This window comes from Mesorhizobium sp. B2-2-4, assembly GCF_006442375.1.
In the GTDB taxonomy this organism is placed as follows: Bacteria; Pseudomonadota; Alphaproteobacteria; order Rhizobiales; family Rhizobiaceae; genus Mesorhizobium.
Map to the genome: position 1 here is coordinate 123,870 of NZ_VFWB01000012.1, position 12,642 is coordinate 136,511.

Below are 12,642 nucleotides of genomic sequence, written 5' to 3' on the forward strand. Positions count from 1 at the left end.
ACGCCAACGCCTCACTCCGTCACGCCCCCCCAACCGTCTCGGCGCTGCGCGCCGATCCACCTTCCCCCACAAGGGGGAAGGAAAGGCGGCGGTGCTTACTTCGACCGCGAAAACGCCAGCCACAGGCCGCCGCCGATCATGAAGCTGCCGCTGATCCTGGACAGGAGCTTGACGCGGCGGGCTGACAGGATGCGACCGGCGCGGCCGGCGGCCAGCGCATAAGTCGAATCCGACATGGCGGCGAAGATCATGGCGGTGAGGCCCATGACGACGATCTGCAGCGAATAATTGCCTTGCGGCGCGATGAATTGCGGAAAGAAGGCGCCGAAGAAAATCAGCGTCTTCGGGTTGCTGAGCGCCACCAGCAGGCCCTGCAGGAAAAAGCCGCCGCGCGGCTTCCGCGCCGTTCCGTCGGCGTTCAGCTTGCCCTTGGACCGGAACATCTGCACGCCCATCCAGATCAGATAGGCGGCACCGATCAGCCGCACCCATTCGAACCAGTGCCCCATGCCCGATATCAGCGTGTTGAGGCCGATGCCGACGATGGCGATCATGACCGCCAGGCCGGCCTGCGTGCCGGCGACATTGGCCAGGCCGGCGCGGGCGCCATGACGGATGCTGTTGGCGATGATCAGCGTGACCGTCGGCCCTGGCACCAGGATGATGACGACGCACGCAAGGACATAGGCGGCATAGAGTTCCAGCGACATGATTTTTTCCCTCGGGCAGAATGCCGCCTGTGCGGCGCCACAATCAATGCATGGCGGCGATGCCGGTGCAAGCCGGCACATGGAGCCGCGCGATACGCAGATGCACCGGATTCAGGCGCCGGACGGCCACGGCAGTGTCGTCTCATAGGCCGCCGCCGCCTTCAGCACAGCCATGTCGCCACGCGGCCGGCCGATCAGCTGCATGCCCATCGGCCGGCCTCTGGCGTCGAAGCCGACCGGCACGCTGACGGCCGGGCAGCCGCCCATGGTGGCGGGCGCCGAAACCTGCATCCAGCGGTGATAGCTGTCCATCGGCCGGCCGGCGATCTCGCGCGGCCAATGGGTGCCGACGTCGAACGGAAAGACTTGCGCGGTCGGCAATGCAATCAGGTCGAAGCGGTCGAACAGCGACAGCAGCATCCGGTACCAGGACGTCCGGACGACCGAGGCGGCGCGAATCCGAGGCGCCGTCAGGAGTTGCGCGTTCTCCACCTCCCAGACGGCTTCGGGCTTCAACAGGGCGCGCCTGGCAGGATCGTCATAATGCACTTTCAGCGCGCAGCCGCTGCTTGCCTGGCGCAACGTCACGAAGGCCTGCCACAAGGCCTCGAAATCAAAATCCGGCACCAGTGCCTCGGCCTTGAACGAGGCCTCCCCGAAGCGGTCGAGCGCGGCCTGGCAGAGCTCGAGGATGCCGGGCTCCATGGGCAAATGCCCGCCCAGATCGCCGAGCCAGGCGACACGGCCGCCTTTGGCGGGCATATGCAGGCCTTCGAGGAAGGAGCCTTGTTTCTCATAGGACAAGGGTGCGCGCGGATGATGGCCCGCCTGCACGTCGAGCAGCAGCGCCATGTCGCCGACATTGCGACCCATCGGCCCATCGACGCCCATCTGGGCATGAAAGACCTCGACGTCCGGGCCGCCGGGGACGAGCCCCTGCGATGGCCGGAAACCATAGACATTGTTCCAGGCGGCTGGATTGCGCAACGAGCCGCCGAAGTCGCTGCCGTCGGCGACGGGCACCATGTCCAGCGCCAGCGCCACCGCGGCGCCGCCGCTCGAGCCGCCGGCGCTCAAATCTGGATCAAAGGCGTTCAGCGTCGGGCCGAACACGGGATTGTAGGTGTTGGAGCCGAGGCCGAATTCGGGAACGTTGGTCTTGCCGATGATGATGGCGCCGGCCTTGCGCATGCGCTCGACGAAGAAATCGTCCTCCTGCGGCACGAAATCGGCGAAGATCGGCGAGCCGAAGGAGGTGCGCAGGCCGCGGGTCATTGCGAGATCCTTGACCGCGATCGGCAGGCCGAAGAGCGCACCGGCCCGGTCCGGACGGGCATCGGCTGCGTCGGCCTCGCGCAGGATATCGCTGCGATCGCGCAAGGAAACGATGGCGTTGACGAGCGGGTTGACGGCTTCGACGCGGTCGAAGAATGCCGTCACGACCTCACGTACCGAAAGTTTCCTTTGCCGGATCGCGTCGGCCAGTTCGACGGCAGACAGGCGGCAGATGTCGCCGGCCGGTGGCGCGGCATGCTTTGTCTGGGGGCGCATTCTGTCGTCTCAGCGGGATTTCAGGAGTGCCTGGTCGACATCGGCGGCCAACGGGATGGCCGGCTGGGCGCCCGGCTTCAGGCATGCCAGCGAGCCGGCCGCGCCGGCCCGGGCGAGCGCCTGTTCGAGGGGCAGGCCCGACGACAGGCCGGCGGCGAAATAGCCGCAAAAGGTGTCGCCTGCACCAACCGTGTCGACCGGGGTGATCTTCAATGCGGGCACCGTCAGGGAATCGGTCGGCGTCGCCGCCATCACGCCGTCGCCGCCGAGCGTGACGACGATGGCGCGGCCGGTTTTCCCGGCAAAGTCGCGCATCCGTGCCGCGCGGTCGCGCCCGCTCAGCGACAGCACCTCGCCATAGAGGTCGAACTCAGTCTCGTTGGCGACGACATAGTCGGCCTTGCCGAGCAAGCCGGCCGCGTCGCGATGGAAGGGTGCGGTGTTGAGCACGGTGACGGCACCGGCCGCGCTTGCCTGATCGAGCGCGGCTTCGACGGTCGCAAGCGGGATCTCGTGTTGCAGGAGCATGACATCGCCTTTTCCGGGGAAGGCCTTGGACAGGTCGCCGGGCAGCACCGAGGCGTTGGCACCCGGTACCACGGCGATAATGTTCTCGCCATCGTCGCCGACCATGATCAGCGCGGTGCCCGTCGAGGCAAAAGTTTCGCCCACGCCAGACAGATCCACCTTGGCCTGGCGCAGCAGCGCCAGGGCCTCGCCGGCGAAACTATCCTTGCCGACGGCTCCCACCATGCGCACCTTTTCGCCGGCGCGCGCGGCGGCCAACGCCTGGTTGGCGCCCTTGCCGCCGGGCGCGGTGGCGAAACCGGAGCCGCTCACCGTCTCGCCAGGGCTCGGCAAGCGGTCGACATTGGCGATAAGGTCGAGATTGATCGAGCCGACGACGATGATCAAGGAATGCCTCCTCATGAATGAGCGGGAAGCTATCCTGTAAGATCGTTGCTTTCCAGTGCATGCCGATATGGCAAGCGCCGCGGTGCCGCGTCATGCGAGTCATCGGGGCGTCGTCGTTTTCCACGTGACAATGCCGGCGGCAGGTCGCCGGCGTTCCCGATTTCAAGAGGTGACCTGTCCCGCCTCCCAGCCCAGAATGGCGCGCTTGCGGGTCAGGCCCCAGTGGTAGCCGGTGAGGTCGCCGGATTTACCGATGGCGCGGTGGCAAGGCACCACGAAGGAGAGCGGGTTGGCGCCGTTGGCGGCGCCGACGGCGCGGCTGGCGCTCGGCGCGCCGATGCTGGCGGCGATCGAGGAATAGGTGCGAGCCTTGCCCATCGGAATCTGGAGCAAGGCCTCCCAGACGCGAACCTGGAAGTCGGTGCCGATCATCACGACATGCAGCGGCTGGTCCGGGCGCCACAGCGTCGGGTCGAAGATGCGCGCGGCGTAGGGACCGGTCGCGGCCATGTCCTCGACATAGACGGCATTCGGCCAGCGGCTGGACATATCCGCGAAAGCAGCGCGCTCCTCGCCCGGATCGCTGAAGGCGAGGCCTGCAAGCCCTCGGTCGGTGGCCATGATCAGGGCGGTGCCGAATGGCGAGGTATGATAGCCATAGCGGATTGTGAGCCCGGCGCCGCGCGTCTTGTAGTCGCCCGGCGACATCGCCTCATGGGTGACGAACAGGTCGTGCAGCCGGCCGGGGCCGGACATGCCGAGCTCGAACGATGTTTCAAGCAGCGGCATGCCGGAATCGAGCAGCCTGCGGGCATGGTCCAGCGTCACCGCCTGCAGGAAAGCCTTGGGCGAAAGGCCGGCCCAGCGTGTGAACAGCTTCTGCAGGCCGGTCGGCGTCTCGCCGACCTCCTCTGCAAGCTCCTCGAGGGAAGGCTGATCGCGATAGTCGAGGCTGATCTTCTCGATGGCGCGGCGCACGATTTCGTAGTCGTTGCCTTCGGGCGTGATGTCCTTCTTGAGGACTGCTGTCTGGGTGCTCATGGGAATTCTCCTTGAGCCGGAATATCAGCCCTTGGGGCGCCGATCGCCACCCGAAACTTGCCTTCTTGCGGCGCATACCCAGATAAACTCTGGTTTTCGAGCCCAGGAGTCGCCATGGCGGGTGAAAAGGTAAATCTCGCCGGCGCGAAAGAAACCTTGCTGATGACGCTCTACGGCAAGGCGCTGGAAAGCCGGATGCCCCATTCGCTGCTTGGGGATCGTTTCGCCGACGAGGCGGTGCGTAAGATCGACTATGATTTCTCAAGACTCAAGGTCGACAGCAATCTCGGCATCGGCCTGGCGATCAGGGCAAAGACGCTGGACGTCCGCGTCGAGGAGTTTCTGGCCAGAAATCCTGATGCCATCGTGCTGCATCTGGGGTGCGGGCTCGACACGCGCATCTTCCGGGTCAATCCGCTACCAGGCGTCGACTGGTTCGATGTCGACTATCCGGAAGTCATTGAACTCAGGCGCAAGCTTTACCCGCCGCGCGACCGCTATCGCCTCATCGCTTCGTCGGTAACAGAGCCGGACTGGCTGGCTGAAGTGCCCCGCAACCGACCGGCCATCGTGGTGGCGGAGGGGCTGACGCCCTATCTTCCGGCCGAGGAAGGGTTCCGCCTGTTCTCGCGCCTGGTCATACATCTTGCCGGCGGCGACCTGATCTTCGACGCTTACAGCGGTTTCGGCCTGAAGCTGCTGCGCCTCAATCCGGCGATCAGGGCGACAGGCGCCGAGGTCCACTGGGCGATCGAGGATCCGCGCGAACTGGAACTGGCTGTCCCGAAGCTGCGATTCATCGAAGACATTCCGGCCTATGGACCTGAACACGCCGCCCGCATGGGCTGGTCCGCGCAGCTGTTCGTTCGGCTTTGGAAATACATTCCCGCACTGCGCAAGATCGGCAGGCTTTTGCGCTATCGCTTCTGAAACGTCGTACCCTTGTTCGACGCGGTCCGGACGCAGCTGTTCGGCTAGCGCGCCTTGGCGGTGGCGAGCGCACGTGAAAAGGCGGTGGCGAAGCTTTCGCGGGAATCGGGGTCGAGAAAGCCGCCGATCGCCACGTTTTGTCCCTGCGCCTCGACCGCCATCCGGGTGATGCCGATTTCGGCGTGACGGGCGACCGAAAAGCGCGCCCAGAACGGGTTGAAGCGGTGCGCTTCCGATTTTCCCGACGGCGCGGTCTTGCGGATATCGAGGCTGGTGCGCGAGATCGACACCTCCTCGCGGGCGCGGGCGGCACGGTAGTTCATGCGGAAGGCAATGTAGACGGCGACAACGTCCAGACCGAAGAAGCCGAAAACCGGCCAGGCGCCGCGCGACAGGAAAAAAGCCCCGGTCACCAGCCAGCCGAACAGCAGCGCGACCATCAGCACGGCGAAGCCGGTCTTGCCCAGCGACCGGTGCGGGGTCAGCAAGGCGCTGAAGAAGGGTTCGTCCGCCTGGAACGAGGCATTTGTGTCGTTCATATCTGGATATTATAGGAAGGAAATGGCAAGCCCCAAGTCCAAAGTACCCGCACAATCCGAAAAGAAGCCACTGCCTGGACGGCGCGACGGCTCGAACGCCAAGCCGAGCCCCAGGCCGGCCCGATCCAGAACGCTCTACAGTCCGGCGGAGGTGCATGAGATTTTCCGGCGCTTTGCCGTCCAGCGGCCGGAGCCGAAGGGCGAGCTCGAACATGTAAACCCCTTCACCCTGCTGGTGGCCGTCATGCTGTCGGCGCAGGCGACCGACGCCGGCGTCAACAAGGCGACGCGGGCGCTGTTCAAGATCGCCGCTACGCCGCGCAAAATGCTGGATCTGGGTGAGGCCAGGGTCGGCGACTATATCAGGACCATCGGTCTGTGGCGCAACAAGGCCAAGAACGTCATCGCGCTGTCGCAGGCATTGATTCGCGATCATGGTGGCGAGGTGCCGGACAGCCGGGACGAACTGGTCAAATTGCCGGGGGTCGGGCGCAAGACCGCCAATGTCGTGCTCAACATGGCCTTCGGCCAGCACACGATGGCCGTCGACACGCACATCTTCCGCATCGGCAACCGCATAGGACTGGCGCCCGGCAAGACGCCCGACCAGGTCGAGCAGGGGCTGTTGAAGATCATTCCCGACGAATATATGCGCCACGCGCATCACTGGCTGATCCTGCATGGCCGCTACGTCTGCAAGGCGCGCAAGCCGGATTGCCCGGCCTGCGTCATCGCCGACCTCTGCAAGGCGCAGGAAAAGACGACCAGCGTGCCGGCGCCGCTGGTCGAGATCGCTCCGCTCGAGGAAGCGAGCGGAATTCAATAAGTTAACTCTCCTCCACAAACACCTCTTCGCGCTTCTTCTTGACCGCGGGCAGGAAGACGATGACGAGCACGGCGAGCGCGATGAGGAGCAGGCCGGCGCTGATCGGTCTCGTCACGAAGGCGCTGGGATCGCCACGCGACAGAATCATGGCCCGGCGGAGATTTTCCTCAAGCAGGGGGCCAAGCACGAAGCCGAGCAGCAGGGGCGCGGGTTCGCAGCGCAGTTTGGTCAGGAGATAGCCGAGGAAGCCGAAAAAGGCGACGGCGTAGAGGTCGTAGACATTGGTGTTGACGCTGTAAACGCCGATCGAGCAGAACGCCATGATGATCGGGAAAAGCACGTAATAGGGGATCGTAAGCAGCTTCACCCAGAGCCCGATCAGCGGCAGGTTCAGGACGATCAGCATCAGGTTGCCGATCCACATGGAGGCGATGATGCCCCAGAAAAGCGCCGGCTGTTCGGTCGCGACATTCGGGCCGGGCACGATGCCCTGGATGATCATCGCGCCGATCATCAGCGCCATGACCGGATTGGCTGGAATGCCGAGCGTCAGCATGGGGATGAAGGAGGTCTGCGCGCCGGCATTGTTGGCCGATTCCGGCCCGGCGACACCTGCGATCGCGCCCTTGCCGAATTCTTCGGGGTTTTTCGATACGCGCTTTTCGACCGTGTAGGAGGCAAAGGCCGCGAGGATCGCGCCGCCTCCCGGCAGGATGCCGAGCGCTGAACCGATGATCGTTCCGCGCACGATGGGCGCCGCCATGCGCCTGAAGTCGTCGCGGGTGGGCATGAGGCCGGAAACCTTTCGGATCATCACCGAGCGCTCATGCTCGTTTTCGAGGTTGCGAAGGATCTCGGCGATGCCGAAGACGCCGACCGCCACGGCGACGAAATTCAGCCCGTCGGCATATTCGGGGATACCGAGCGTGAAGCGCGGCGTGCCGGTGTAGATATCGGTGCCGACAATGCCGAGCAACAGACCGAGCACGACCATCGCCAGCGCCTTGACGATCGAACCGTGCGCAAGCGCGACCGACGAGACGAGGCCGACGACCATCAGCGAAAAATATTCGGCCGCGCCGAATTCCAGCGCGATCGAGGTCAGCGGCGGGGCGAAGATGGCGACGAGGAAGGTCGACACCGTGCCGGCGAAGAACGAACCGATCGCCGCAATCGCGAGTGCCGCGCCGGCGCGGCCGTTCCTGGCCATCTGATAGCCGTCGATCGCCGTGACGGCCGAGGACGATTCGCCGGGCATGTTGATGAGAATGGCCGTGGTCGAGCCGCCATATTGCGCACCGTAATAGATGCCGGCGAGCATGATGAGGGAGGAAACCGGGTCGCCGATCTGAAAGGTGATCGGCAAGAGCATGGCGATGGTCGCGGTGGCGCCAATCCCGGGCAGGACCCCGATCAGCGTGCCAAGAAGGACGCCGATCAGGCAGAATCCAAGGTTCGTCAGCGATGAAGCGGTCGAAAAGCCGAGCGCCAGATTGTCGAGGAGCTCCATGCTCATCTCCTCACAATGGCAGCCATGGGCCAAAGCGTCGGAACGGAAGGCCGAGTGCGTAGCTGAAGACGAAAAATGCAAACAGGGTCAGGCCAGCCGACAGCACGAACGCGGTCAGCGGTTTCATGCGGCCACTGGCGAACGATGCGATCAGCGCCGTCAGGAAGATTGACGGAATGAAGCCAAGGCCGCGCACCGTCAGGCCGAAGAAGATCGGAGCGGGAAGGATGAACAGCGAGCCGCGCCACGCAATGTAGCCGATCGGATCGCCCTCGAATCGCACCGCCTGGAAGAGGATGACGAGGCCAAGCAGGATCAGCACGATCGCCAGCACCAGCGGGAAATAGCCCGGCCCCATGCGGAAGGCGGTGCCGATTTCCAGGCCGAGCGACTGCAACGCGAAAAATGCGCCGAAAACGATGAACAGCGCAGCGCATATGCCGTTCGTCCTGTCGATTGCGAAAGCCTTCATGACATTCCTCCCAAGCTGCGGGCGCGCGACGATACCGAAGCGAAAACGGGGCGCCGGCGGCGCCCCGTTCAAAACTCAGTCGGCGTATTGGCCGGCGGCTTCGATGATCGGCTTCCAGCGCGCGATCTCGTTTTCCAGCTTGGCCTTCAGCGCGGCCGGCGTCGCGTCGGCCTGCGGCGACGGCCTGGTGCCGAGCTCGGCGAAGCGGGCGGCGACGTTCTCGTCCTTCAGCGCGACCTGCAGGGATTTCGACAGCCGTTCGGTGATCTCCGCCGGAGTGCCCTTGGGGGCATAAAGACCGTGCCAGATGCTGACCTGCACGTCGGGAAGGCCGGCTTCCGTCGTCGTCGGGACATCGGGCAGCACATCGAGGCGCTCCGGCGAGGTGACGGCGTAAGCCTTGATCGTGCCGCCCTGGATCTGCTTGGTGGTGTTGGTCGTCTGGTCGCACATGATGTCGACCTGGCCGCCGAGGAGATCGGTCATGGCCGGGCCGGTGCCCTTGTAGGGGACGGTGACCAGCGGCGTCTTGATAGCGCTCATGAACAGCATGCCGCAGAGATGCGAGGCAGCACCTATGCCGGCATTGGCTACGGTGACGCTATCCTTGTTGGCCTTGGCGTACTCGACCAATCCCTTCAAATCGGCCGGCTCGAGGTCCTTTCGGCCAACGATGGTCATTGGCACCTCGGTGACGAGGCCGACATATTCGAAGGCGTTCAGCGTGTCGTAGGCGAGCTTTCGGTAGAGTGTGGCACTGGTGGCCATGCCGATGTGATGGAGGAGCAGGGTGTAACCGTCCGGCTCGGCCTTCGCGACGCGGCCAGCGCCCAGCGTGCCACCGGCGCCGCCGACATTCTCGACGATGACCTGCTGGCCGAGATCCTTGGACATGGCTTCCGCGACAAGACGCGTGACCGTGTCGGTCGGGCCGCCGGCCGCAAACGGCACCACGACGGTGATGGTGCGTTCGGGATAGGTTTGCGCGCCTGCGGCGACAGGATAAAGCGTGACGGCCACGGCGGCAGCCAGAGCGGCGACAAATCTTCTCATCGTGATTTCCTCCCAGAGCTTAAATCTTCAACCGCCGCGCGGAGTTCTCCTCGACACCGGCTGCACGGATACAACTAGGGCAGGCTAACAGATTGCAATCGTACTCAAATGGCAAAGTGCTGATATCCGCAACCGTTCTGGCTGGCGGCCCATGAGGCGCGGCCGGACCATCGGAGGAACGACTGCCCCGGCTGGATCGAGACACGCCAAGCGCGCGCCGTCTGTCTGGAAGATGATCCGCGCCGGCCTGGCCCTTGCTCGCGGCCGGTGATTTGCTAGGTGTTTTGCAGGTTTGAGCGAGGGCGACCCATGAACCATCACAACACAAGCGGCGTTCCGGTGATCGAAACGGCGCGCGCCATCCTGCGAGCGCACCGGCTGGAGGATTTCGACGCCTATGTCGCCATGTGGGCCGATCCGGTCGTCACCCGCTTCATCGGCGGCAGGCCGCGCACGCGAGAAGAGAGCTGGATGCGCTTCCTGCGTCACGCCGGGCTCTGGTCGCTGCTCGGCTACGGTTTTTGGGCGATCGAGGACAAGGCGACGGGCCGTTTCGTCGGTGAGGCCGGGTTTCACGACCTCAAGCGCGATATGGAGCCGCCGATAGAGGGCATTCCGGAGGCCGGGTGGGCGCTCGCTCCGGCCGCCCACGGCGCCGGCCTCGCCACCGAGATCGTCAGCCGCGTGCTTGGCTGGGGCGACGAGACCTTCGGACGTGGCAAAACCGTCTGCATCATCGACCCCGAAAACACCGCTTCCTTGAACGTGGCGACGAAGTGCGGCTACCGGGAGGTGGCGCGGACCATCTATCACGAAACCCCGACCATCCTGCTGGAGCGGTTGGCCTGAGCACTCGCCAAGTGCCTAAAGCGCGCGGCGTCGAAACGGATTCATGCGCTGCGCTTAGCTTTCTTGTTTTACGTCGTTCTCCCAAAGCCGAGGTCCCTTTGGGCGGCATGCATTAGCGGTCGTTCCGCAAGGGCGTCGAAATGATCCGAGAACGCCGTCTGCTCCTGATAACCGCGCCGGGACTGGCATTATCCGTTTGCACCGCGGCTTCGCGAGCCGCTTCATCGAGCATCGAGGCATCCTCGCCGAAGGCGCGGGTGGCGCGGGCCGCCGCCTCGAGCAGCGGCCGCCGCATGCGCCGCAGGAAGGCCGCGTCGACGCGTGTGCTCGGGCCGGCCAGGGTCAAGGCACCGAGCAGAACCCGCCCAGGCCCGAACACCGGCGCCGAGACGCCCGCAGTCTGCGGGTCGCGGTCGCCGATGGCGAGGCAGTTGCAGGTCTTGCGGATGGTTTCGTACGGTTCGCCCGGCTGTCCGGAAAACGCCGCCAGCACACGCCCGCCGGAGCCCACCAGCAACGGCAGGACGTCACCCTCGCGAATCGTATAGCGGATAGGATGCTTGGACTCGACGCGATAGAGACAGGTGCGCACGTCTACCGACCGGACATAGAACGCAACGCTTTCCCAGCTTAGCTCGCAGAGATCGCGCATGATCGGCAGCAGGATGTCGACCGCCACGACCGACCGCTGATAGAGCGCGCCGAGCCGGAAGCTGGCCGGTCCGATGCGGTAGCGTCCGTCGTCCAGGCGCTCCAGCAATTGTCCGCGCAAAAGCGAATTGGCCAGCCGCAGAATGGTGCTCTTATAGAGCCCGGTTCGAGCCGCGATCTCGGAAAGGCTGAGCGAGCGGTCCGCCGTGGTGAATGCATCGAGGATGGCAATGGCCCGGTCAAGCGCGGCAACACCGTCGGCTGACGTGCTCCGGATTTCGATGCCAGCTGGTTTGCCTGCCGAATTCATTGGTCCCCAGTCGAACAAAGGTCGAGCGGCGCGATTGTGTCGCGCAGCTCGAGCATTCTGTCCAGCAGAATATCGTTCCTGTTGACGGAACGCGGTAAAGTCTGCTTGAACTCAAGCACGGGTCTGGTTTCAGGCGCGTTTTTGGCGGGCACCGGAGGAGGTGTCGTGATTTGGAGGAATCCCATGCTGAACAGACGCAGATTTTTGATGAGCACCGCTGCCGCGGGGGCCGCCGGGCTGGTGGCGTCGCGTCTTTCTCCCGCCTTTGCCCAAGGCACGCCGCAGATACAGATTTTCGTGCCAGCCGCGCCCGGTGGCGGCTGGGACCAGACCGCGCGCACGATGGACCAGGTGCTGCGCAGCGAGAAGCTGATCTCCGGCTCGCAGATCACCAATGTCGGCGGCGCCGGCGGCACGGTCGGGCTGCCGCAATTCATCAGTCAATGGAACGGCAAGGGCAATTCGCTGATGGTTGGCGGCATGGTCATGGTCGGCGCCATCATCGCCAACAAGGCCGCCAATAATTTGACGCAGGTCACGCCGATCGCCCGGCTCACCGGCGAGTTCGAAGCGCTGGTGGTGCCGGCGGCCTCGCCGTTCAAGACGGCCGCCGAGTTCGTCGCCGCGCTTAAAGAGGATCCGACGAAGGTTCCCGTCGCCGGCGGTTCGGCCGGCGGCTCCGACCACATCCTGTTCGGCCTGATCGCCAAGACGGCGGGCGTGCCGGCGACAAATCTGTCCTATGTGCCGTTCGCCGGCGGCGGCGAGGCGCTGTCAGCGCTGCTCGGCAACCAGGTGGCGGCGGGCATTTCCGGCTTCGGCGAATTCTCCGAACAGGTCAAGGCAGGGGCGCTGAGGCTGCTCGCCATTTCCGCTGACAAGCGGCAGGAGGGCATCGATGCGCCAACGCTGAAGGAAGCCGGCATCGACGTCGAACTGTTCAACTGGCGCGGCGTCTTCGCACCCCCCGGTGTCTCCGATACCGATAAGGCGGCGATGATCACGCTGGTCGAGACCATGGCCAAGAGCTATGCCTGGGCCACGGAATGCAAGAACCGCAACTGGACGCCCATCCTGCTCACCGGCGACGATTATGCGAAGTTCCTTGCCGAGGATACGGCCCGCATCGAAGCCATCCTCAAGGATCTCGGGCTCGCCTGATTTCCCTGAAGAGGGCGGGTCCATGGTCCGCCCTTTTTCCTCCCGCCGTTCGCATGGACATGCGATCCACCGGGGGTGAAGATAGAATAAAAGCCGACTGTGAGACGCCGGCTGCCTTGGGAGG

13 protein-coding genes are annotated in these 12,642 nt (G+C 64.6%); 4 read left to right on the forward strand and 9 right to left on the reverse strand.

The window, feature by feature from the left end; genetic code table 11:
- Positions 1–95: 95 nt before the first annotated feature.
- From FJ959_RS26500 to FJ959_RS26515, 4 genes are all read right to left on the reverse strand, one after another.
- Positions 96–710 carry a LysE family translocator gene (locus FJ959_RS26500; RefSeq protein ID WP_140584714.1) on the reverse strand — a complete coding sequence of 205 codons (615 nt, stop codon included), beginning with the start codon at positions 708–710 and terminating at the stop codon, positions 96–98.
- A gap of 111 nt (positions 711–821) precedes the next feature.
- Positions 822–2,261, reverse strand: a complete 1,440-nt coding sequence (locus tag FJ959_RS26505; protein ID WP_140632949.1) for an amidase — start codon at positions 2,259–2,261, stop codon at positions 822–824.
- A gap of 9 nt (positions 2,262–2,270) precedes the next feature.
- Entirely contained in the window at positions 2,271–3,176 is a 906-nt protein-coding gene (locus tag FJ959_RS26510) for a ribokinase (protein WP_140632952.1), read from the reverse strand.
- Positions 3,177–3,338: 162 nt separating this feature from the next.
- Positions 3,339–4,217, reverse strand: a complete 879-nt coding sequence (locus tag FJ959_RS26515) for a bifunctional helix-turn-helix domain-containing protein/methylated-DNA--[protein]-cysteine S-methyltransferase (protein ID WP_140549513.1) — start codon at positions 4,215–4,217, stop codon at positions 3,339–3,341.
- A 114-nt stretch (positions 4,218–4,331) separates the two neighbouring features.
- Here FJ959_RS26515 and FJ959_RS26520 point away from each other — a divergent pair, with 114 nt between their 5' ends.
- On the forward strand, positions 4,332–5,147 hold the full coding sequence (locus FJ959_RS26520) for a class I SAM-dependent methyltransferase (RefSeq protein WP_140632955.1): 816 nt from the start codon (positions 4,332–4,334) through the stop codon (positions 5,145–5,147).
- A 44-nt stretch (positions 5,148–5,191) separates the two neighbouring features.
- On the opposite strand, the gene FJ959_RS26525 is transcribed toward FJ959_RS26520, so the two are convergent.
- Positions 5,192–5,686 (reverse strand): DUF2244 domain-containing protein, encoded by a 495-nt coding sequence (locus FJ959_RS26525; RefSeq protein WP_140500184.1) that lies wholly within the window; start codon positions 5,684–5,686, stop codon positions 5,192–5,194.
- 22 nt (positions 5,687–5,708) lie between these two features.
- Here FJ959_RS26525 and nth point away from each other — a divergent pair, with 22 nt between their 5' ends.
- Entirely contained in the window at positions 5,709–6,512 is an 804-nt protein-coding gene (gene nth, locus FJ959_RS26530) for an endonuclease III (RefSeq protein WP_140632958.1), read from the forward strand.
- Between the two features lies 1 nt (position 6,513).
- On the opposite strand, the gene FJ959_RS26535 is transcribed toward nth, so the two are convergent.
- The 3 genes from FJ959_RS26535 to FJ959_RS26545 form a co-directional block, all read right to left on the reverse strand.
- Complete coding sequence (locus FJ959_RS26535) at positions 6,514–8,022, reverse strand: tripartite tricarboxylate transporter permease (protein ID WP_140513750.1); 1,509 nt, start codon at positions 8,020–8,022, stop codon at positions 6,514–6,516.
- A gap of 10 nt (positions 8,023–8,032) precedes the next feature.
- The gene (locus FJ959_RS26540) at positions 8,033–8,494 is read right to left on the reverse strand and encodes a tripartite tricarboxylate transporter TctB family protein (RefSeq protein WP_140513749.1); all 462 of its coding nucleotides are present in this window, start codon (positions 8,492–8,494) and stop codon (positions 8,033–8,035) included.
- Positions 8,495–8,569: 75 nt separating this feature from the next.
- Positions 8,570–9,547 carry a tripartite tricarboxylate transporter substrate-binding protein gene (locus tag FJ959_RS26545; RefSeq protein ID WP_140496395.1) on the reverse strand — a complete coding sequence of 326 codons (978 nt, stop codon included), beginning with the start codon at positions 9,545–9,547 and terminating at the stop codon, positions 8,570–8,572.
- Positions 9,548–9,856: 309 nt separating this feature from the next.
- Here FJ959_RS26545 and FJ959_RS26550 point away from each other — a divergent pair, with 309 nt between their 5' ends.
- Complete coding sequence (locus FJ959_RS26550) at positions 9,857–10,396, forward strand: GNAT family N-acetyltransferase (RefSeq protein ID WP_140632961.1); 540 nt, start codon at positions 9,857–9,859, stop codon at positions 10,394–10,396.
- Positions 10,397–10,508: 112 nt separating this feature from the next.
- Here FJ959_RS26550 and FJ959_RS26555 read toward each other — a convergent pair whose 3' ends face one another.
- Positions 10,509–11,357 (reverse strand): IclR family transcriptional regulator, encoded by an 849-nt coding sequence (locus FJ959_RS26555; RefSeq protein WP_246679010.1) that lies wholly within the window; start codon positions 11,355–11,357, stop codon positions 10,509–10,511.
- Between the two features lie 183 nt (positions 11,358–11,540).
- On the opposite strand from FJ959_RS26555, the gene FJ959_RS26560 reads away from it, so the two are divergent.
- Positions 11,541–12,518 carry a tripartite tricarboxylate transporter substrate-binding protein gene (locus tag FJ959_RS26560; protein ID WP_140632964.1) on the forward strand — a complete coding sequence of 326 codons (978 nt, stop codon included), beginning with the start codon at positions 11,541–11,543 and terminating at the stop codon, positions 12,516–12,518.
- Positions 12,519–12,642 lie beyond the last annotated feature (124 nt).